The sequence below is a fragment of the Methylobacterium sp. UNC300MFChir4.1 genome (assembly GCF_900110155.1).
Lineage (GTDB): Bacteria > Pseudomonadota > Alphaproteobacteria > Rhizobiales > Beijerinckiaceae > Methylobacterium.
On sequence record NZ_FOCS01000015.1, the window covers coordinates 56,134 to 77,386 of the forward strand.

Below are 21,253 nucleotides of genomic sequence, written 5' to 3' on the forward strand. Positions count from 1 at the left end.
CGCGCCGATCCACGGCAACAACCGGACACACGGTTGACGCCCGCCCCCGCTACGGCCAAGCTGTGCTCGACGGTTCCCCTCGGGGATCAAAAGGGAACGCGGTGAGGGGTTCGCCCCGAAGCCGCGGCTGCCCCCGCAACTGTAAGCGGCGAGCCCTTCACCACCACGTCACTGGGTCACCCCGGGAAGACGGTGCGAGGGCGGCGACCCGCGAGCCAGGAGACCTGCCGTCAGCCGTGGTCACACGCGAAACGCGCCGGGCGGGGTGTCCTGGCGGGTGTCGAGGCGCCGCCAGTCCCGAGGGGAGGCGGCCGCCGAGGCCTCGTTCGCGGTGACGTGCCACAGCAAGCGCGCCCGCGACGCCGTTCCCCATGCCCGTCTCCGCCGTCCCGAGCCCCTCGAGCCCTGTCGCAGGACGCCGCCGCGCGCCCGCGCAGAGAGAGGCTTTCGCACGGCGGGTGCATTGTAATGTTATTACAATGCCTGTAGGACGCGGGGGCCGGCGCGCGCCGCGCACGGACCGCTTTCCCCATGTCTCCATCGACCCATCGCTCCTGCCTCGGCGGGCGGGCCCCCCTCTGCGGCGTTCTCCTCGCGCTCCTCGCCAGTCCGGCCGCCGCCCAGGAGGCGGTCACGCTGGATGAGCTGTCGGTCGCGGGCGCGGGCGGCGACCCGGGCCGCCTGCCGCCGAACGGGCTCAACCTGCGCACGCGCGACCGGACCGCGAGCCGCCTCGGCCTGACGCCGCTGGAGACGCCCGCCAGCCTCGACATCGTGTCGGGCGAGACCGCGCGGCTGCGCGGCCAGGACACGATCGCCGAGGCCGTGACCCAGGACGCGACCGGCATCACCACCATCGCGGCGCCCGGCAACGGCAACGGCGCGTTCACGTCCCGCGGCTTCGCCGGACCGAACTCGATCCAGCAGCTCTACGACGGCACGCGCTTCTACGTCGGCGCCAACACCGTGACCTTCCCGTTCGACACGTGGAACGTCGAGCGGATCGAGGTGCTGCGCGGGCCGTCCTCGGTGCTCTACGGCGACGGCGCCATCGGCGGCGTCATCAACGTGGTGCCCAAGAGGCCGGTCTTCGTGCCGATCAACGCCGCCCGCGCGGTGATCGGCACCGACGGGGTCGCGCGGCTCGCCCTCGATTCCGGCGGCCCGCTGGGCCAGGCTGAGTACGGCGACACCTTCGCGTACCGCCTCAACGTCAGCAGCAACCGCGCCGACGGCTGGATGCGGCCGAAGGGCGATTTCCGCAACCTCGCGGTCTCCGCCGCCCTGCTGTTCCGGCCGAGCGCCGACCTCGCCTTCACCCTGAGCCACGATCTCGGCTACCAGGAGCCCGCCCGCTACTGGGGCACCCCGCTGGTCGAGGGACGGATCCCGGATCTCATCCGGTTCAACAACTACAACGTCCGCGACGCGAAGATCACCTGGGCCGACAACTGGACCCAGCTCAAGACCGAGTGGTCCCCCTCGGCCGACATCACGATCCGCAACACCGCCTACCGGCTGACCAGCCGGCGCCACTGGCTCGACGTCGAGCAGTACAGCTACAACCGCGGCACCGGGCTCGTGGACCGGGGCGACTACCTGGAGATCTACCACAGCCAGGAGCAGGTCGGAGACCGCCTCGACGCGACGGTCCGGGGCAGCCTGTTCGGGCTGCCGAACCAGTTCGTGGCCGGCTTCGACGTGAATCACATCGACTTCCGCCACACCAACAACTTCTATTTCGACGCTCCGACAACCAGCGTACCGCTCACCGGCTACGATCCGGGCCTGTTCCCGCAGAACGGCCGGGCGCGTCCAGCCTACGCGACGCAGACGAGCCAGGCCTCGGTCTTCGCCGAGGACCGGGTGATCCTGTCGGACAAGCTGTCGTTCCTCACCGGCGTGCGCCTCGACGTGCCGACGCTGAACCGCGAGGACCTGCAGACGGGATCGCGGTTCGAGAAGACCTACCGGGCGCTCGGCTACCGGTTCGGCCTCGTCTACAACCCGACGCCGGACAGCGCGCTCTACGCCCAGTACAGCTTCGCCACCGACCCGGTGAACAGCCTGATCACGCTGTCGCAGTCGCTGGCGGGCTTCAAGCTCGCGACCGGCGATCAGGTCGAGATCGGCGCCAAGGGTCTGGCCTTCGACGGCGCCCTCGAATGGACCGTCGCGGGCTACCGGATCGTCAAGGACAACCTGATCTCGGCGATCCCCGGCCAGCCGACGCTGTCCACGCAGGTGGGGAGCCAGTCCTCGCAGGGCTTCGAGCTGGCGCTCGGCTGGCGCTTCGCGCCGGGCTGGCGGCTCGACGGCAACCTCGCGCTCCTCCACGCGCAGTACGACCGGTTCGACCAGACGGTGAACGGCGCCACCGTCTCGTATGCCGGCAACCAGCCGATCGACGTGCCCGAGCGCGTGGCCAACCTCTGGCTGACCTGGGACGTCACCCGCGACTGGACCGCGCGGGTCGGACTGCAGAACGTCGGGCAGGTCTACAGCGACTTCGGCAACACGGCGCGGCGCCCCGCCTACAACCTCGTCAACGCGGTCCTGGACCATCAGGTGACGGCGGATTCGCGCCTGTCCGTGCGGGTCTACAACCTGTTCGACAAGGTCTACGCGATCTCGGGCAACGCCGTGAACGGGGTCGGGACCAACTGGCTGCTCGGGCGCCCGCGCTCGGTCGAGGTCGCCTACACGGTGACGTGGTGAGCCGACCGCGCCGGCTCGGCAAGGCGGGACGGCGCTGGCTGCTCCTGTTCCACCGCTGGGCCGGGATAGCCGCGGGGCTGTTCTTCGCGCTGTGGATCGGCTCCGGGCTGGTGATGCTCTACGTGCCGTTCCCGGCGCTCACCGAGGCCGAGCGGCTGTCGCGGCTCGCCCCGATCGCCTGGGATCAGGTCGCGGTCGCGCCGGACAACGCGCTCCGCGCCGGCGGGCTCGCCGGCGTGCCGGCCGCCTTCGGCCTGGAGATGCGGGGCGACGAGCCGGTCTACCGGATCGCCGGCCACGACGGCACCCGGGTGACGGTCTCGGCACGGACCGGCGCGCGGCTCGGCCCGCTGACACCCGCAGATGCGCTGCGTGTCGCGGCCGGTGGTGCTCCGGCTGCGCAGTCCGAGTTGGTCGCGCGCGACCAGTGGACCGTCACGGCCCGCTACGACCCGCTCCGGCCCTTCCTGAAGGTGGCCCTCGGCGACGCCGCGGGGACCGAACTCTACGTGTCTGCGGTGACCGGCGAGATCGCCCTCGACACGACACGCTTCGAGCGGGGCTGGAACTGGGTGGGTTCGGTGGCGCACTGGATCTACCTCACGCCGCTGCGGGCCCGGCCGGAGCTGTGGCGGACGATCCTGTTGTGGCTCTCCGGTTTCGCCGCCCTCGGCGCGCTGAGTGGAGGCGCGATCGGGATCTGGCGCCTGCGCCTTCGGCGGCGCTACGCGGCCGGGGCGGTCACGCCCTATCGCGGGCTGGCGCGCTGGCACCACCTGCTCGGCCTCGCGGGGGGCCTCGGCTTGAGCACGTTCATCGTCAGCGGCTGGATCTCCATGAACCCGAACCGCTGGTTCAGCGCGACCAGCCCGCCGGTAGCGTTGCGCGCCGCCTATGCTGGAATCCCGCCGGCGCTCGGCCTCGATCCGCACCGGCTCCGCGATGGCGCCCTGCCGGATACGCGCACCCTGCGCTTCGCCGCCATCGGCGGACGCTGGTGGATCGTCACCGAGACGGCGGACGGCCTCCGGACGGTCGCAGCGGACGGCGCGACCGCCCTCGACGCGCGCAGCATCGCGACGGCCGCGGCAGACGGTTTCGCGGACGGTCCCCTCCGGTCGATCCGCCCGCTATACGCCTACGACGCCTACTGGTATCCCCACGGGGCCGACCCACGGCCGCTTCCGGTGCTGCGCCTGCGCTTCGGCGACGCGGCCGCCACGTGGCTCCACGTCGATCCCCGGGACGGCACGATCCTCCAGCGCCTAGACCGCTCGGGCCGGATCAACCGCTGGCTGTTCGACGCCGCGCACCGGCTCGACCTGCCGGGGCTCACCGGCAACCGCCCCCTGCACGATACGGCCCAGTGGGTCCTGAATCTCCTGGCGGCGGGCATCGCGGTCACCGGGATCGTGGCGGGCTGGCGCAGGCTGCGTCGGACGCTGTCCGCCTGAGGTCGGTTTCAGCGTGTGCTGTCGAGCGGTCGAGATCGGCCCGGCGGTGGCTTCCGATCCGATCCGGTCGTGCCGCGCATCAGGACGACAGCCCGAAGGCGGACGCAGATACCTCCACGTCCGGCCTGTGCGCCTGTCGGTATTCACGGGGGCTCACGTCGTAGCGATCCTTGAAGCGGCGCGCGAAATGCGCCTGGCTGCTGAAACCGCAGCCATAAGCCAACAGGCCGATCGACAGGTGGGCGCAGGCCGGGTCGCCCAGGCGCTTGGCTGCCGCCTTCAGGCGGCGTCCCCAGATGTAGTCGGAGATGTGCCGGCCGCGCTCATGAAACAGCTCCTGCAGCCGCCGCAACGACACGCCCATCGCGGCGGCGAGCCGGGGCGGGTCCAGGTTCGGGTCGCTCAGGTTCGCCTCGACATAGGCCTTGGCGCGCTGGACCGTGACGTTGCCGTGGATGGAACGCGGCGCCTCCTGCGCCATCCGTTCGGCGAGGCTCGCCACGATCAGGTCGACGCCGATCGATGCCATGCGCTCGGCCGCGTCAGGAGTGAGGCGATCGCTGACCCGGACGAGTTCCTGAAGGTACGAGCCCGTCAGGGTCGTCGAGGCGAGGTGTGCTGCGGCCGTGAGCGCGGTGTAGAGTCGGGACGGGCCCAGAACGGTCTCGAAACGCTGGCGCGGCAGATCGATGACCAAGGAGTCGCCGGTCTCCGCCTCCATCACGGATGAACTCGAGTCGAGCAAGATGAGGTCGCCCGGCTTGGTCTTCGCCTCCCGGTCAAGCTGCTGGATTGTATCCCGTCCGGACAGCTTCAGGAGCACGAAAACCCGATCGGGGTTCCCGCGGCGTCGCGCTTCGGCGTCCGTGATTCTGGTCCGCACGGTTGTGTGCCAGAAATGCGAGATCGGCATCGCGCCGATACACGTCACGTCCAGCCGTCCCTGGAACGGGAGACCGTCCGGCGTCTCGATCTCGGCAGGCACGAGCCGCTCGCAGACCAGTTCCCGCCATTGGCGGACCGCGTTTCTGGGATGAATCCCATCTGTCGAGAAAAACGGTTGCATCCGCCGCCCTGGGCACCCCTGTCGCCACCCGGTGGCGAAGATCGGGAACCCCGGCGTTTATTGTATATAATCTACCTTCACAACAGGTTAGACGGGGGACAAGGGGCGGAGCAGCGGCGCCCGGCCAAACAGCGCCGTCCGGAAGCGGGCCGGCGATGATCCATCCCTCTCGAGCATCATCACGATCACGCGGCCTGATGTCCGACCCTAGAACCGCGCCGTCAGGAACAGCCGCACGTTCCGCCCCGGCAGCAGGATCTCGTCCTTCTTGAACGAGGTCGAGTTGCGGATATCGTCGTTCAGGAGGTTGCGGCCCTGGAGGCCGAGGGTGATCGCGCTCGCCCCGTAGACCGCGGGATCGACGGCCTTGGTGTAGCTCAGCTCGGCGCGCAGGTCGTCGTAGCCGGGGGTCGGCGTCTCGTACACCGCCGTGGCGTCGTGGCTGAAGGCGTGGAGCAGGTTCACCCGCGCGAACCATCCGTCGGCCCGCAGGTAGACGCCGCCGCCGAGCCGGTAGGGCGGGATGCGCGGCACGTTCGCGCCGTTGTCGAACTGGGCGCGGACGAAGTCGAACTGCGCCTCGACGCCGGCGAAGCCGTTGCCCACCGGCACGAGGTCGTACTGGCCGATGATCTCGGCGCCGTAGAAGGTCGCGTTCTGCTGCTGGTAGACGATCTGCCGGTTGTCGGTGCCGACGCCGCAGGAGGCGAAGTCGTCGTCGCAGGTCAGACCCGTGTAGTTCCGGTAGATGAAGCCGGTGTAGCGGGTGAAGTAGCCGGTGGCGTCCAGGCGGAAGGGCCCCTCGGCCCGCCGGATGCTGGCCTCGACGGTCCGGGCTCGCTCCTTCTTGAGGTTCGGGTTGCCGATCTCGAAGGTCGCGGTGGCGTCGTGCGGGCCCTGCGAGAACAGCTCATAGCCCGTGGGCCCGCGCTCGACGTAGGAGCCGGTGAGGCTCGCCACGAAGCCGTAGGGCAGGTCCTGCAGGGCGCCGATACTGGCGCTCTTCGGGGCGAAGCGCCGGGTCCGGGCGTACTGGAACGGCTCCTGGCCGTCGACCGGCACGTAGTCGGAGGGGAACTGGGCCGCCGTGCTCGACAGCCGGTCGACCTCGTAGCGCCCGGCGGCCTGCAGCCGCGTGCCCGGGCGCAGTTCCAGCTCCTCGAAGAGGTAGACCGCGTTCGCGCGCGACTCCGTCTTCGGCAGGAACGATTCGAGTTGTGTGTTGATCACGCGCCGGTCCGACTGGAAGCCCAGAGCGCCGGTGAGCCTGCCGAACTCGGTGATGACCGGGACGTGCTGGAGTTCCAGGCGGCCCTCGGCCTCGCGGTTCTTGAAGATCGCCTGGACGCCCTCGATCCCGTCGTCGCCGATCCCGACCTCGTTGTGGCGGTAGACCGAGTAGCCCGCCCAGTAGCGGATCACCTCGAAGGGCCCGTCGAGCGGACGGTACTCGCCCCGCGACAGGACCCGGTCCTGGTTCGGGGTCAGGCGGGTCCGGTCCTGCTCGGCAACGCCGCCGGGGATCGCGTAGACCGCGTCGTAGTGGCTGAAGGAGATGCCCACGAAGCCGCGGTCGCCGATCGCCGAGATGCCGACCGCGCCGCCCTGCGACTCGTTGTACGAGTTGCGCTGGATCCCGCCGGGGATCGCGTAGCTGTCGTTGGCGGTCTTGAAGCCGTCGGCGTGGACCGCGATGCCGTCGCCGCCGGCGTCCACCGTGGCGGCCCCGAGCCGGCCGTTATCCACGCTGGAGAAGCCGCTGGTGACCTGCCCCTGCACCCCGTTCGCCGGGATGAAGGTCGGGACCCGGTTGTTGTCGGCCGAGACGACGCCGCCGATGGCCCCCGAGCCGTAGCGCAGGGTCGCGGGACCGCGGATCACCTCGATCCGGTCGGAGACCAGCGGGTTCACCGGCACGGCGTGATCCTCGCCGAGGTCGGACACGCCGCCGTTGACGATGCCGTTCTCCTGGATCCGCACCCGGGCATTGTCGAGTCCGCGGATGATCGGTCGCGAGGCCGCACCCGGCGCGTAGGTCGTGCCCGAGATGCCCGGACGGTCGAACAGGGCGTCGCCCAGGGTCCGGGGCTGGTCGCGCGCGATCTGGTCCTGGGTCACCACCGTCACCGGTGAGAACGTGTTGGTCGCCACCGGCAGGACGCCGATCGGCACCGCCGCATCCGCCGCGACCGCGCCGCGCGACGGCTGGATCGGGCTCGGGCTGGTGACGCTGATCTCGTCGAGGGCGACGGCCTGCTGCGCCCGCGCGGCGGAGGGCGTGAGGAGGCCGGCGCAGACGGTCGAGGACAGGACCGTGCTGGCGAGGAAGCCGAAGCGGCGCGTGGGAAGCATCGAGACTCACACAGTGTTATATCGTTTCATTGTTGCGGTGCCTCGGTCCGGTGCAAGCGTTAATCCCGCCGGTGTCGGACACGGCCGAGAAACGTTACATCGTTGCAACAGCGATCCGGGCGGCGCGCCCGCACAAGCTCAAGACGCCGGTTGACTTTGAAACGTTATAACATTTTGATCGCGCCATGACCCAGCGCGACACCCGCCTTCCCGTTACCGTCCTGTCCGGCTTCCTCGGGGCCGGGAAGACGACCCTGCTCAATCACGTGCTCAACAATCGCGACGGCCGCCGCGTCGCGGTCATCGTGAACGACATGAGCGAGGTGAACATCGACGCCGATCTGGTCCGCGCCGGGGGCGCCGACCTGTCCCGGACCGACGAGACCCTGGTCGAGATGACCAACGGCTGCATCTGCTGCACCCTGCGCGACGACCTGCTCGCCGAGGTCCGGCGGCTGTCGGAGACGGGGCGGTTCGACTACCTGCTGATCGAGGGGACCGGCATCGCCGAGCCGCTGCCGGTCGCATCGACCTTCTCGTTCCGCGACGAGGCCGGCCGGTCGCTCTCGGATCTCGCCCGCCTCGACACGATGGTGACCGTGGTCGACGCGGTGAATCTGCTGAAGGATTACGGCTCGGCCGCCTTCCTGCGCGAGCGCGGCGAGACGGCGGGCGCCGAGGACACGCGCACGCTCGTGGACCTGCTCGTGGAGCAGATCGAGTTCGCCGACGTGGTGGTCATCAACAAGGCGCGCGACGTGCCGGCCGAGCACCTCGCGCTGGTGCGCTCCGTCGTGCGCGGCCTGAACGCCGATGCCCGCATCCTCGAGACCGATCACGGGCGCGCGCCGCTCGCCGAGATCCTCGACACCGGCCTCTTCGACGAGGAGAAGGCGCAGCAGCACCCGCTCTGGTTCAAGGAACTCTACGGCGCCCACGCGCACGTGCCGGAAACCGAGGAGTACGGCATCGCCTCCTTCGTCTACCGAGCCCGGCGGCCCTTCGACCCGGAGCGCTTCAACGCCTTCGTCAACGCCACGTGGCCGGGTCTGATCCGCGCGAAGGGCCATTTCTGGCTCGCGACCCGGCCGGACTGGGTCGGCGAGTTCTCCCTGGCGGGCGCTGTGGCCCGGGTCTCGGCGATGGGGTTCTGGTGGTCGGCCGTGCCGCGGCGGCGCTGGCCGGAGGCGCCCGAGTTCCAGGCGCGGCTCCGGGACGTCTGGAGCGAGGTCTGGGGCGACCGGCGCCAGGAGCTGGTCTTCATCGGCACCGGCATGGACGCCGCGGCGCTCACGGCAGCGCTGGACGCCTGCCTGCTCGAGACCGGCGCGGACCGGGCGCCGTTCGATCCCGCGCCCTATCGCAGCCTGCCGGACCCGTTCCCGGCCTGGCGCCGCGCGGCCTGAGGGCGACGGTCAGGTCGCCAACGCTTCCGCCTCGTCCTCGGCCTCGATCTCGGCATCCGCCTCGGTCGTCTGACCGGATGCGCCGGCCGCCTCCGCGAGGCCGCGGGCCGCCTTGCGCAGGAGCTTCCGGAGGCGGCGGCGGTCGGTCTTGTCGAGGTGGTCGAGCAACTCGGCCTCGACCTCCTCCTGGATCCGCTCGATGGCCTCGGCCATGGCCCTGCCGGTCTCCGTGAGCTGGACCCGCACCACGCGGCCGTCGCCCGATTCGGCCCGGCGCTCGACGATGCCGAGGGCCGCGAGCCGCGTGACGGTCTTGGAGGCGGTGGGCGGCCGGACACGCAGCAGGGCGGCGAGATCGCCCATCGTCATCGTGCCGGCCGCTGCGAGCGCTTGCACCACCTGCTCCTGGCCGGCGAACAGGCCGAGCTTCGCCAGACGATCGCCGGTCCGTGACCGGTGCAGGCGCGCCGCCTGCACCAGCGCCCAGCCGACGCTGCGCACGCCGGGCGGCCTCAGCTTCTTGGACGGGAGTCCGAGCACCGCGGCCTCGTCCTGATGATCGCGCTTCTGCTTGTCGCCCACCGGAGCGCCCGAATTAGAGCCGGCGGCCGCCGGACGATCCTGAATCTGCACCGTCCACCCCCATCAAGCGGCCGCCCAGGTCCCTGTGGCGCCGACCGGTGACGGTGCGATGACGGGGCTGGCGCGGAGGCCCGCTCAGCAGTGCATGAGACGCTGGAGACGGTCCAGGATGTCCTCGCCGGTGCAGGGACGGGCGATGAACTCGGCATGCTCGGGCATGCGGGCCGGGTCCGGGGCCGCGCGCCCGGACACGATCAGGATCGGCAGTTGCGGCCGCGCCTCGGCCACGGAGCTCGCGAGGTCGAAGCCGTCGGTCTTGCCCGAGAGCTGCACGTCCGTGACCAGCCCGCAGATGTCCGGGCGCGCCTGCAGGATGCTGAGCGCCCGCTCGGCCGAGGCGCACTGGACGGTGTCGTAGCCGCCTTCCTCCAGCACGTCCCCGAGGTCCATGATCGTCAGCGCCTCGTCCTCGACGAGGAGGATTACCGGCCGATCGCCGCTCGAACCCGTCTGCTCGCTCGCCACTGTGTACTCCCTTCGGCAGCACCCGGCCGCGCGGGCCGCCGCACGCATCTCCAGCCGTAGGCCCAACGGCAGAAACGGTCCCGGGTTGCAGGCCGGCACGGGGGCTCGTCACGGGAAAGTGGAACGCGCGGGCCTCATGTCGATGCCGGCGCCAGCTCGGTCACCACCCCGGCGACAGCCTCGATGAGCCGGTCGAGATCCGCCGCATCGATCGTGAGCGCGGGTGTGAGGTAGACGATGTCGCCGAAGGGCCGCACCCAGACGCCGCGGGCGAGCAGTTCCGCCTTCAGGACGGCCAGATCGGGCGCCCGCGCGAACTGGACCGCGCCGATGGCCCCGAGGACCCGGACATCGGCCACGCCGGGCACACGCCGCAGCGGCTCCAGCCCCGCGGCGAGGCGCTCCGCGATGGCGCGGGCCTGGCTCAGGCGCGGCTCGGTCTCGAACAGGTCGAGGCTGGCATTGGCCGCCGCGCAGGCGAGGGGATTGGCCATGAAGGTCGGGCCGTGCATCAGCGCCGCCGCCGGATCCTGGGACCAGAACGCCGCGAACACCTCCGTGCGGGCGACCGTGGCGGCGAGCGCCATCGTGCCGCCCGTGAGCGCCTTCGACAGGCACAGGATGTCGGGCACGATCCCCGCCTGCTCGCAGGCGAACAGGCTGCCTGTGCGCCCGAAGCCGGTGAAGATCTCGTCGGCGATGAGCGGCAGCCCGTGGCGGCGCGCCAGCCCGGCGACCGTCGCCAGCACCTCCGGCGGGTGCGTCCGCATCCCGCCGGCCCCCTGCACCAGCGGCTCGACGATCACCGCCGCCAGGGTGTCGCGATGGGCCGCCAGGGCCGCGTCGAGCGCCGCGGTCTCGGCCGCGCTGCGCGGCAGGTCGCAGAAGATCTGGCTCGGCAGGTAGGCACCGAAGCGGCGATGCATGCCCTCCTCGGGGTCGCAGACCGACATCGCCCCCATCGTGTCGCCGTGGTAGCCGCCGCGGAACGCGAGGACCTTCGTCCGCCCGGTGACGCCGCGGTTGATCCACATCTGCGCCGCCATCTTGAGCGCGACCTCCACGGCGACCGAGCCCGAATCGCTGAGGAAGACGTGGTCGAGATCGCCCGGCAGCAGGGCGGCGAGCCGCCGGGCCAGGGCCTCCGCCGGCGCGTGGGTGAGGCCGCCGAACATCACGTGGGGCATGCGCGCGAGCTGGTCGGCCACCGCGCCCGCTATGTGTGGGTGATTGTAGCCGTGCACCGCGGTCCACCAGGAGGCGATGCCGTCCACGAGCTCGCGCCCGTCGGCGAGGCGGATGCGGGTGCCCTGGGTCGCGACCGCCTCCAGGGGCGGTGCCGCGCGGCGCATCTGCGTGTAGGGCCGCCAGAGATGGCCTGCGGGCGTTGCGAAGGTCATGCGCCTGGCATGATGTGGCCTCGGACGGGGGTCAAGGACCGGCACGCGCCGCTTGACATTGTCTTCGCGGCACCGCCCATCCCCGTCCCCATGGACAGCCTCGACGCCTTCGCCACCGGGAAACTCGACGCCCTCGAGGCCGGCAGCCTGCGCCGCAAGCTGGTGCCGACGGCGCGCGGCGCCGGCGCCGCGGCGGCGCGGCGGGGACGGGCGCTCGTCTCCTTCTCGTGCAACGACTATCTCGGCCTCTCGCATCACCCGCGGGTGATCGCGGCGGCCCGGGCCGCGGTCGCGAGCCACGGCGCGGGGGCGGGCGGGTCGCGGCTCGTGACCGGCGACCACCCCTATCTCGGCGCCCTGGAAGCCGGCCTCGCGCGCCACAAGGGCACGGAGGCCGCTCTGGTCTTCGGCAGCGGCTACCTCGCCAATCTCGGCATCACCCCGGCGCTCGCCGGGCGGGGCGACCTCGTCCTGCTCGACGAGCTGTCCCACGCCTGCATGTGGGCGGGCGCGCGGCTCTCGGGCGCGCGGGTCCTGACCTTCCGCCACAACGATCCCGGCGACCTCGCGGCGCGGCTCGCCGAGCACCGGCCGCACCACGGGCGCGCCCTCGTGCTGACCGAGCGCGTGTTCAGCATGGACGGCGACCGGGCGCCCCTGGGCGACATCCTGGGCATCGCCGAATCCTTCGACGCCTGGACGCTCGTGGACGACGCCCACGGCATCGGCGTGGTCGAGGACGGACCGCGGGCGCCCCTGGAGATGGGCACCCTTTCGAAGGCGCTCGGCTCGTATGGCGGCTATCTCTGCGCCTCGCGCCCGGTCATCGACCTGATGACGAGCCGTGCCCGCAGCTTCGTCTACACCACCGGCCTGCCACCGGCCTCGGCCGCCGCGGCCCTGGAGGCGCTGGCGATCCTGGAGGCGGAGCCAGAGCGCCGGGCCCGTCCGCTCGCCCTCGCCCGGCGCTTCACCGCCCGCCTGGGCCTGCCGGAGGCCGAGAGCGCGGTCGTGCCGGTCCTGGTCGGCGAGGCGCAGGCGGCGCTCGACATCTCGGCGGCGTTGGAGGCGCAGGGCTACCTCGTGGTGGCAATCCGCCCGCCGACCGTGCCGGCCGGCACCGCGCGGCTGCGGGTCGCCTTCTCGGCCGCCCACGACGAGGCTCAGGTCGACGCCCTCGCGGAGGCCGTGGCCGCCCTGATCGGTTGAGCGCGGGCGCTTCTCGGTGATCGCGCCGATTCTCATATCTGCGGGCCGAACAAGCGGCTGCGGACACCGTTCGTCTCTGCGAGCGCAGCGAAGCTAGGCAGGGCGGCACGACCCCTGGGATCGTGGCGCCACGCTGGATTGCTTCGCTGCGCTCGCAAAGACGGTGAGGGCGTCGCGACAACCTGCTAAGGCGTTTCGCGCATCGAGAACCCGATCCGGCTGCCCGAGGTCGGGCGACATCATCGAGAGGACGACGCCATGGACGCCACCGCGCTGCGAGCCCTCCAGGCTCCGATCAAGGACAAGTACCGCACCGCGCCGGACGCGGCGGTCATCACCTTGAAGGCCAGGGGCACGCTGGACGACACCAAGATCGCCTGCAAGGTCGAGACGGGCCGCGCCATCGCGGAGGCCGGGCTGCATCCGGCCACGGGCGGCTCGGGCGCGGAGCTGTGCTCGGGCGACATGCTGCTGGAGGCGCTGGTCGCCTGCGCGGGCGTGACGCTCAAGGCGGTGGCGACCGCCCTGGAGATCCCGCTGCGCGCCGGCACGGTCAGCGCCGAGGGCGACCTCGATTTCCGCGGCACCCTCGGGGTCGACAAGGAGGCGCCGGTGGGCTTCCGCAACATCCGCCTGTTCTTCGAGCTCGACACCGACGCGCCGGAGGACAAGCTCGCGCAGCTCCTGAAGCTGACCGAGCGCTACTGCGTCGTGTTCCAGACCCTCAACCACAAGCCGGAACTGTCGGTCGCCGCGACGACGGCCTGACGGAGCGCACCATGGCGGGCGGCATCACCCAGGCCGAGTACTGGAACGGCGAGGTCGGTACGCGCTGGGCGCGCAATCAGGCCGTCCTCGACGCGATGTTCGTCCCGCTGACGGAGGCGCTCTTCGCCCGCGCTGGGCTCGTCCCGGGCGAGACGGTACTCGACATCGGCTGCGGCGCGGGCGCCACGACCCTGGAGGCCGCGCGCTGGGTCGGGCCCGCCGGGAGCGTGACGGGCGCCGACATCTCGGCGCCGCTCCTCGCCGTGGGGCGGGAGCGCGCCGAGGCGGAGGCCCCCGCAAGCGTGTCGCTCCGGTTCGTCGAGGCCGATGTTGAGACGGCCGATCTCGGCCGGTTCGACCACGTCGTGTCGCGATTCGGCGTGATGTTCTTCCCGGATTCCGCCCGCGCCTTCGCCAACGTGCGCCGGATGCTCCGGCCGGGCGGCCGGATGACCTTCCTGTGCTGGCGGCCCCTCGCCGAGAACCTGTGGGTCGGCGTGCCGCGCGACGCGGTGCTGCCGCTCCTGCCGGAGGTGCCGCCGCCGCCGCAGCCCGACACGCCGGGTCCGTTCCGCTTCGCCGACGCCGACCCGCTCGTCGCGCTCCTGCGCGGGGCCGGGTTCGACGCCGTCACCTGCGATGCCCTCGACCGGGACATCGTCCTCGGGCAGGGCAAGACCGACGCGGCGGCGGTCGCGGCGGCCACCCACGTCGCCCTGAACCTCGGGCCGAGCTCCCATCTCTTCCGCGAGGCCGCGCCGGATCTCCGGGCGCGCGCCGAGGCGGCCGTGGCGGAGGCCCTCCGGCGGCACGCGGCGGGCGGCGCCGTGCGCCTGCGCGCTGCCTGCTGGCTCGTCCAGGCGGGATAGGTTCCGCGGCGCTGCTCGCTCTCACCGTCTTCGCGAGCGGAGCGAAGCGATCCAGCCCGCGCGACGATCCGGGGCGTCCCGCTGCCCTGGGTCACTGCGCTGCGCGCGTGATGACGAAGGGCGCGACGGCCGCCGAAGCGGTCGATCGGAAACGGCCTCAGAGACCCAGCGCGCCGCCGTCCGAGCGCGGGTCGTGGGTCGCCTCGATACGCCCGTTGCGGGGATGGCGGACCAGCATGCCGGCATGGCCGAGCGAGTCGATGTAGGAGCCGCCGAGTTCCTCGATCTCGTGGCCGAGTCGGCCGAGGGCCGCGATGCGGGCCGGATCGAACCGGTCCTCCACCTTCACGCTGAGGGAGGGTGCGCCCCAGGTGCGCCCGTAGAGCAGGCGCGGGGCGTCGACCGCGTCCGCCACCGACATCCCGTAATCGGCGTAGCGGGTGAAGATCTGGGCCTGGAACTGCGGCTGCCCGTCGCCGCCCATGCTGCCGTAGCTCATCACCCGCCCGTCGTCGAAGGCGGCGAGCGCCGGGATCAGCGTGTGGAACGGGCGCCGGCCCGGCTCCAGAGGATTCACGGCCTTCGGGTCGACGGAGAACGACATGCCCCGGTTCTGCCAGCAGATGCCGGTGGCGGGCAGGACCGTCCCGGAGCCGTACTCCCAGTAGACCGACTGGATGTAGGAGACGGCGAGGCCGTCCTTGTCGATGGCGCCCATCCAGACCGTGTCGCCGTGACCGGGATCGGGCAGGGGCACCCGGGCGGCGCGGCCCATGTCGACGAGCGCGGCCTCGCGGGCGAGCCGGTCCGGGGACAGGAACGCGGCGGGATCATGCCGCAGGCGGGCGAAATCGGTGACCACCCGGTCGCGGATCGCGAAGGCCCGCTTCGTCGCCTCGATCAGCCCGTGGTAATGGGCCGTGGTCTCGGGCTCTGCGATGTTGAGACGGTCGAAGATCCCGAGGATCAGGAGCGCCGCGAGCCCCTGGGTCGGCGGCGGGAAGTTGTAGAGCGTCGCGTCGCGGCGGCGGATCGACAGGGGCGCCCGCTCGACCGCCGCGAAGGATTCCAGATCCGCCCGGGTGACCGGCGCGCCGAGGCGCTCCAGGTCGGCGGCGATCTCCCGGCCGATATCGCCGCGGTAGAAGTCGCCGAGGCCCGCATGGGCGAGCTGCTCCAGAGTGGCGGCGAGCAGCGGGAGGCTCCGGGTCTCGCCGGCCGGGAACGGCTTGCCGTCCTTCAGGAACGTCCGCGCGAAGTTCGGGGCGTCGTGGAGGGTGTCGAGTTCCTGGGGCACGTAGCGCGCCTCCGACGGGGAGACCGGGACGCCGGCCCGCGCCTGCGCGATCGCGTCGGCCAGCAGGGTCTCCAGCGGGAGGCGGCCGCCCAGCGCCCGCGCCAGCTCCAGGGCGAGGCGCCAACCGCCCACCGCGCCCGCGACCGTCACCATCGCGTCGGGGCCGCGGGCGGGGATCGCGTCGTAGCCCTTCTCGCGATAGCGCGGGATCGTGGCGAGGCGCCCGGCCGGACCGCAGGCCTCGATGCCGCGCACCCGCCCGCCGCGCTCGCGCACGAGCCAGAAGCCGTCGCCGCCGATGCCGTTCATGTGCGGGTAGACCACCGCGATGGAGGCGGCCATCGCCACCATCGCCTCGATGGCGTTGCCGCCCTGCGCCAGGACGGTCTGGCCGGCCTGGGCGGCGAGGCTGTGGGGCGCGGCGACGGCGGCGGACGTGAAGACGGGGGTCTCGGGCATCGACGGTCCTGTGGTGTACCGGCCGCACGGTTAGGCGAGCGCGCGGCTCCTGCAAAGGTCGAGCGTGTTCGACCAGCACGCCGTGCTATTCTGCGGCCCGCACTGTCGCCGACTAGCGGCCCATGGTCCGGAAGTTCATAGCCCTGTTTGCCCTGGCCCTGTCGGCCGTGCCCGCCGCTGCCCAGCAGCACGTGCCCTCGGTCTTCGAGGGCGCGGGCGCCGATCCGCGCGTCTCAGTCTCCCAGCCGGAGACCACCAGCCAAGCCTCCGGCGGCTACGTCCGCTCGGTCGAACCCTCGCTCGGCCCGCTCGGCGATCCGCTGGGGATCCGCCCGGTCCTGAAGGAGCGGGGCATCGAGTACAGCCTGACCTACATCGTCGACGTGCTCGGCAACCCGGTCGGCGGCCTGCGGCAGGGCGCGATCGTCGAGGACCGCCTCAACCTGCGCCTCAACCTCGACCTCGACAAGCTCGCGGGCTGGCAGGGCGCGACGGTCCACGCCAACGCCTACTTCATCCACGGCACCGGCCTGTCGCGCTACTACGTCGGCAACCTGCTCACGACGAGTGTCATCGAGGCGCTGCCGTCGACGCGGCTCTACGTGCTCTGGCTCGACCAGAGCCTGATGGACGGAAAGCTCGGGATCCGGATCGGCCAGCAGGCCGCCGATACCGAGTTCTTCGTCAGCCAGACCGCGACCCTGTTCGTGAACTCGACCTTCGGCTGGCCAGCCATCACCGGGCTCGACCTGCCGAGCGGCGGCCCGGCCTACCCGCTCGCGGCGCCGGCGATCCGGGCCAAGTACGTGCCGGGCAACGGCTTCTCCCTGCAGATCGGCCTCTACGACGGCGATCCGGCCGGCGCGAACCGCCCCGGTCGGGATCCGGAGGCGCAGCGCCTCGACCGGACGGGCACGAATTTCCGCCTGCGCGATCCGGCCCTGGTCATCGCCGAGGCCACCTACGCGTACAACATCGCGCCCGGCGCCCGGGGATTGCCCGGGGACATCACCCTCGGCGGCTGGCAGCATTTCGGCCGGTTCGACAGCCTGCGCTTCGACATCACCGGCGTGCCGCTGGCCGACCCGAACGCCACCGGGATCGGCCGGCCAGTGCGCGGCAATGCCGGCCTCTACGCGATCTACGACCAGACCCTCTACCGGGAATCCGGCAAGGACGACGAGGGCCTGGGCTTCTTCGTGCGCGCGGCGTGGTCGCCCACGCGTTCGAGCCTGATCGACGCCTACGTGGATACCGGCCTCGCCTACAAGGGCCTGTTCGAGGGGCGCGACGACGACACGATCGGACTCAGCTTCGCCTACGCCCGCATCGGCGACGACGCCCAGCGGGCCGACCGGGACACGATCCTCTACACCGGGATGCCGATGCCGCGCCGCCGCGCCGAGGCGGTGATCGAGGCGACCTATCAGGCGGTGGTCGTGCCGGGCTTCACGGTGCAGCCCGACGCGCAGTACGTCATCCGGCCGGGTGCCGGAATCGCCGGTCCGGACGGGCGCCGGCTGCGCAACGCGGCGGTGCTCGGCCTGCGCGCGACCGTGCAGTACTGAGCCGGCCTGCGACCGCGGCACCCGGAACGCTCCCGGGCCTCCGCCTCTTTCAGCAGCATGTTGATTTTCGAGTGGGTCGTCGGCGTCCTGTTCGGCGCCGTCCTCCTGGCCGGCGTCGCGCGCCGGCTCGGTGCGCCGTATCCCGCCTTCCTGGCGCTGGGCGGCGTCGGCCTCGCCTTCGTACCCGGCGTCCCGAACCTGCGGCTCGATCCCGAACTGGCGCTCGCCCTGTTCCTGGCCCCGGTCCTGCTCGATGCCGGGTTCGATGCCTCGGTGCGGGACCTGAAGGAGAACTGGCGCGCGGTGCTCGGGCTCGCGGTCGGGGCCGTGGCGGTGACGACCGTCGCGGTCGCGGTCGTGGCGCGGCTCGTCGTGCCGGACATGCCGCTCTCCGCCTGCATCGTGCTCGGCGCCGTGGTCGCGCCGCCCGACGCCGTGGCGGCGCTGGCGGTGCTCAAGCACGCGCCGATGCCGCACCGGCTCGCCACGATCCTGCGCGGCGAGAGCCTGCTCAACGACGCGGCCTCGCTGCTGATCTACCGGCTCGGCGTGACCGCCGCGATGGCCGGCACCTTCCACCCGGCGGAGGTGGCGCCGGCCTTCCTCCTGGGCGTGGTCGCGAGCCTCGTCGTCGGCCCCTGCCTCGGCCTGCTGTTCGTGGCCGTGACCCGGCGCGTGACCGATCCGGCGAGCGCGATCGTGCTCCAGTTCGTCGCCGCCTTCGGGATCTGGCTCGCCGCGGAGCGGCTGGAGCTGTCGGGGGTCCTGACCATCGTGACCTTCGCGGTGATGGTCGCCCGCCGGGCACCCGGCGTCACCGCGCCCCGCGCCCGGGTGATCTCCTACGCGGTCTGGGACACGGCGGTGTTCGTGCTCAACGTCCTGGCCTTCGTGCTGATCGGCATCCAGATCGACCCGATCCGGGACCGGTTGAGCGGCGCGGACGCGTGGCAGGCGCTGATCCTCGCGGGCGCGACCTTCGCCACCGTGGTCCTGACCCGCCTCGCCTGGGTGATGCCGACCACAGGGATCCGCGGGTTCGGCCTCCGGCAGGCCGGCGCCCCGGCGCGGCTGGGCCCGGGGATCGCCCTGTCGTGGGCGGGCATGCGCGGGATCGTCACCGTGGCGGCCGCCCTGGCACTGCCCGCCGAGTTCCCGCACCGGGATCTCGTGGTGGTCACCGCCTTCGTCACGGTGCTCGGCACCCTGATTATCCAGGGCCTGACCCTGCGGCCACTGCTCGCCCGTCTGCGGCTGGAGGACGATGATCCGGTGGGCCGGGAGACCGGTTGGGCCCGCGCGGCGGCCTACGAGGCCGCCCTGGAGAGCCTCGCCGACGCCGAGAACGAGCCGGCGACCGACGCCCTGCGCGCCGAGTTCCGCGCGGCCCTCGCGGAGGCCGAGGCGCACGACGAGGGCTTGGCGCCGGAGAGCCTGCCGGCGGATGCCGCGCGGCGGCGCGCCGTCGAGGCCGCCCGCGACGCGGTGCTCGCCCTGCGCCGCCAGGGGCGGATCGGCGACGACGCCTACTACCTGCTGGAGGAGGAATTCGACTGGGCCGAGCTCAGCGCGACCCCGCGCGCGGAGACCTGAGCGCGCCCCGTCAGACGCCCTTGCGCGCGGCGATCCGGGCCTCGATCGCGTCCCAGACCGCGACCGACAGGTCGGGGCCCCCGAGTCGCTGGATCGCCCGGATGCCGGTGGGGGAGGTGACGTTGATCTCGGTGAGGTGCCCGTCGATCACGTCGATGCCCACCAGGATCAGGCCCCGCCGCGCCAGTTCCGGGCCGATCGTGGCGCAGATCTCGCGCTCGCGGTCGGTCAGCTCGGAGGCGGAGGCGGCGCCGCCGCGCACCATGTTGGAGCGGATGTCGTTCGCGGCCGGCACGCGGTTGACCGCCCCCATCGGGACGCCGTCGACCAGGATGATGCGCTTGTCGCCCTCGGTGACCCGGTCGAGGTAGCGCTGCACGACCCAGGCCTCCCGGAAGGTCGTGGCGAACAGGTCGAACATCGAGCCGAAATTCGGGTCCTTCTCGGTGACCTTGAACACGGCCGCGCCGCCGTGCCCGTGCAGCGGCTTCATCGCCACGGTCCCGTGCTCCAGCCGGAAGGCCTCGATCTCCGCCTTGTCGCGGCTGATCAGCGTCGGCGGCATCAGCTCGGGGAAGTCGAGGACGAACAGCTTCTCGGGCGCGTTGCGCACCTCGAAGGGATCGTTGACCACGAGGGTGTACGGATGGATCCGCTCGAGCATGTGGGTGGCCGTGATGTAGGCCATGTCGAAGGGCGGGTCCTGGCGCATCAGCACCACGTCCGCCTCGGCGAGATCGATCCGCTCCGGCGGCGCCAGGGTGAAGTGCGCGCCCTCGACGTCCTGCACGGTCAGCCGCTCGACGCGGGCCGTCACGCGCCGGCCCTGCATCGAGAGCCGGTCGGGCGTGTAGTAGACGAGCGCGTGCCCCCGCCGCTGGGCCTCCAGCAGCAGGGCGAAGGTGGTGTCACCCGCGATCCGGATATTCTGGATCGGGTCCATCTGGACCGCGACGGTCAGGCTCATACCAAACGCCCCTCGCCAACGGCGGGCAACTCGACTGGGTCCCGTCTCAATCGTCGGACAGAGACTTGCTGCCGGTGCGCTTGTCGTAGTCGCCGATCGCCGCCCGGCATTCCGGGGACAGGCGCTTGCGGTTGCGCATCATGCAGCGATCCGCGTCCTGGCTGTTCGGATCGACGCCCGCGCAGAGGCGGAAATAGTCGTTCGCGCAGCCGAGCTGCAGGCCCTGATCCTCCCGCTGGGCGTAGGCGGGGCCGGCGGTCAGCGTGAACAGCGCCAGCGCCGCAGTAGCCAAGCCGCGGCGGCGGAAGGCGCGCAGGGATCGTTCCGGAACCAGTCGCATTCAGCGGTGTCCTCAATCTCGATCGGGCGGAGAGCCGACACGGCGGTCCCGCCATCGCCCGTGCCCGGCATATCGGTCGGGCCGGGCGGTAGGCAAGCGCCGAGGGTCCCGACGGGTTCCGCGCGGCAACGTCGCGGCCACGCTTCGCCGCGGTGTGGCGCGCGGGTCGCACAGCGCCGCCGCCCGGCGGGCCGTCCGCACATAAGAAGGCCCCGTCCGGATCGGACAGGGCCTCAAGTCGAAGGGAGGAAACGCCCGCCATGGGCGCGAACACCCACGCAATTCACGCGCCAACTCCTGCCAGCACCGCGATTCCCGGCGGGGGCCCGGAAAGACTCCGTTAACCACGTCGTGCTGGATTGTTTCGGTAGCCCTTGCCGACGCCCTCCGAAGGGCCCGGGCCAGATGCTCGGACCGCCGACAGGAGCCGGAGACCATGACCCTCATCAAGCCGCTGGAGACCGGCGAAGCCCGTTCGTCGAAGCCCGCCGCCGATCCGGCACGCAGAGCCGCCCAGGCCCCGTCCGCCACCCTGATCCCGTTCCCGGGCGCGGAGTCGCGGCGGACCTGCCGGATCCCGCGCTCCGGCGAGCGGCGCGGCGAGATCCTCCTGTTCCTCGGCGTGCGCTACGAGCGCCTCGCGTCCTGAGGACGTCCCCGCGCATGTCAGCCCGGCCGCG

General features: G+C 71.9%; 17 protein-coding genes and 1 riboswitch. Of the genes, 9 read left to right on the forward strand and 8 right to left on the reverse strand.

Annotated elements, in window-relative coordinates:
- Nucleotides 1–53 precede the first annotated feature (53 nt).
- A riboswitch (cobalamin riboswitch) is annotated at nt 54–247 on the forward strand.
- 284 nt (nt 248–531) lie between these two features.
- Together BMY19_RS19630 and BMY19_RS19635 are read left to right on the forward strand one after the other, a co-directional pair.
- Nucleotides 532–2,718: a TonB-dependent receptor gene (locus tag BMY19_RS19630; RefSeq protein WP_100252674.1), complete on the forward strand. Its 2,187-nt coding sequence runs from the start codon at nt 532–534 to the stop codon at nt 2,716–2,718.
- Entirely contained in the window at nt 2,712–4,172 is a 1,461-nt protein-coding gene (locus BMY19_RS19635; RefSeq protein ID WP_100252675.1) for a peptidase, read from the forward strand. The genes BMY19_RS19630 and BMY19_RS19635 overlap by 7 nt, the downstream gene beginning before the upstream one ends.
- A gap of 79 nt (nt 4,173–4,251) precedes the next feature.
- Here BMY19_RS19635 and BMY19_RS19640 read toward each other — a convergent pair whose 3' ends face one another.
- On the reverse strand, nt 4,252–5,238 hold the full coding sequence (locus BMY19_RS19640) for a helix-turn-helix domain-containing protein (RefSeq protein ID WP_100252676.1): 987 nt from the start codon (nt 5,236–5,238) through the stop codon (nt 4,252–4,254).
- A gap of 207 nt (nt 5,239–5,445) precedes the next feature.
- Nucleotides 5,446–7,590, reverse strand: coding sequence for a TonB-dependent receptor (locus tag BMY19_RS19645; protein ID WP_170863006.1), 2,145 nt, complete (start codon nt 7,588–7,590; stop codon nt 5,446–5,448).
- A 185-nt stretch (nt 7,591–7,775) separates the two neighbouring features.
- Between BMY19_RS19645 and zigA the strand changes: the two genes are divergently transcribed.
- A complete protein-coding gene (zigA, locus tag BMY19_RS19650; RefSeq protein ID WP_100252677.1) occupies nt 7,776–8,996 on the forward strand; it encodes a zinc metallochaperone GTPase ZigA in 1,221 nt (406 codons plus the stop codon).
- A 9-nt stretch (nt 8,997–9,005) separates the two neighbouring features.
- Here the strand turns inward: zigA and BMY19_RS19655 are convergent, their stop codons facing one another.
- The 3 genes from BMY19_RS19655 to BMY19_RS19665 all read right to left on the reverse strand — a co-directional run bounded on the left by BMY19_RS19655 (nt 9,006) and on the right by BMY19_RS19665 (nt 11,503).
- Entirely contained in the window at nt 9,006–9,578 is a 573-nt protein-coding gene (locus BMY19_RS19655; RefSeq protein ID WP_244534965.1) for a MarR family winged helix-turn-helix transcriptional regulator, read from the reverse strand.
- Between the two features lie 135 nt (nt 9,579–9,713).
- Nucleotides 9,714–10,103, reverse strand: coding sequence for a response regulator (locus BMY19_RS19660; RefSeq protein WP_020093672.1), 390 nt, complete (start codon nt 10,101–10,103; stop codon nt 9,714–9,716).
- A 134-nt stretch (nt 10,104–10,237) separates the two neighbouring features.
- The gene (locus BMY19_RS19665; protein ID WP_100252679.1) at nt 10,238–11,503 is read right to left on the reverse strand and encodes an adenosylmethionine--8-amino-7-oxononanoate transaminase; all 1,266 of its coding nucleotides are present in this window, start codon (nt 11,501–11,503) and stop codon (nt 10,238–10,240) included.
- 90 nt (nt 11,504–11,593) lie between these two features.
- Between BMY19_RS19665 and BMY19_RS19670 the strand changes: the two genes are divergently transcribed.
- The 3 genes from BMY19_RS19670 (at nt 11,594) to BMY19_RS19680 (ending at nt 14,349) form a co-directional block, all read left to right on the forward strand.
- The gene (locus BMY19_RS19670) at nt 11,594–12,712 is read left to right on the forward strand and encodes an aminotransferase class I/II-fold pyridoxal phosphate-dependent enzyme (protein WP_100252680.1); all 1,119 of its coding nucleotides are present in this window, start codon (nt 11,594–11,596) and stop codon (nt 12,710–12,712) included.
- Between the two features lie 258 nt (nt 12,713–12,970).
- On the forward strand, nt 12,971–13,480 hold the full coding sequence (locus BMY19_RS19675) for an OsmC family protein (RefSeq protein WP_020093675.1): 510 nt from the start codon (nt 12,971–12,973) through the stop codon (nt 13,478–13,480).
- 11 nt (nt 13,481–13,491) lie between these two features.
- Nucleotides 13,492–14,349 (forward strand): class I SAM-dependent methyltransferase, encoded by an 858-nt coding sequence (locus tag BMY19_RS19680; protein ID WP_100252681.1) that lies wholly within the window; start codon nt 13,492–13,494, stop codon nt 14,347–14,349.
- 157 nt (nt 14,350–14,506) lie between these two features.
- Here the strand turns inward: BMY19_RS19680 and BMY19_RS19685 are convergent, their stop codons facing one another.
- The gene (locus tag BMY19_RS19685; protein WP_100252682.1) at nt 14,507–16,105 is read right to left on the reverse strand and encodes a gamma-glutamyltransferase family protein; all 1,599 of its coding nucleotides are present in this window, start codon (nt 16,103–16,105) and stop codon (nt 14,507–14,509) included.
- Nucleotides 16,106–16,227: 122 nt separating this feature from the next.
- Between BMY19_RS19685 and BMY19_RS19690 the strand changes: the two genes are divergently transcribed.
- Nucleotides 16,228–17,673 carry a carbohydrate porin gene (locus BMY19_RS19690; protein WP_100252683.1) on the forward strand — a complete coding sequence of 482 codons (1,446 nt, stop codon included), beginning with the start codon at nt 16,228–16,230 and terminating at the stop codon, nt 17,671–17,673.
- A 57-nt stretch (nt 17,674–17,730) separates the two neighbouring features.
- Nucleotides 17,731–19,266, forward strand: coding sequence for a cation:proton antiporter (locus BMY19_RS19695; RefSeq protein ID WP_100252684.1), 1,536 nt, complete (start codon nt 17,731–17,733; stop codon nt 19,264–19,266).
- Nucleotides 19,267–19,276: 10 nt separating this feature from the next.
- Here BMY19_RS19695 and gshB read toward each other — a convergent pair whose 3' ends face one another.
- Nucleotides 19,277–20,233 (reverse strand): glutathione synthase, encoded by a 957-nt coding sequence (gene gshB / locus BMY19_RS19700; protein ID WP_100252685.1) that lies wholly within the window; start codon nt 20,231–20,233, stop codon nt 19,277–19,279.
- A 46-nt stretch (nt 20,234–20,279) separates the two neighbouring features.
- Nucleotides 20,280–20,573: a hypothetical protein gene (locus BMY19_RS19705; protein ID WP_100252686.1), complete on the reverse strand. Its 294-nt coding sequence runs from the start codon at nt 20,571–20,573 to the stop codon at nt 20,280–20,282.
- A gap of 436 nt (nt 20,574–21,009) precedes the next feature.
- Between BMY19_RS19705 and BMY19_RS19710 the strand changes: the two genes are divergently transcribed.
- Nucleotides 21,010–21,222, forward strand: a complete 213-nt coding sequence (locus BMY19_RS19710) for a hypothetical protein (RefSeq protein ID WP_056525564.1) — start codon at nt 21,010–21,012, stop codon at nt 21,220–21,222.
- Nucleotides 21,223–21,253 lie beyond the last annotated feature (31 nt).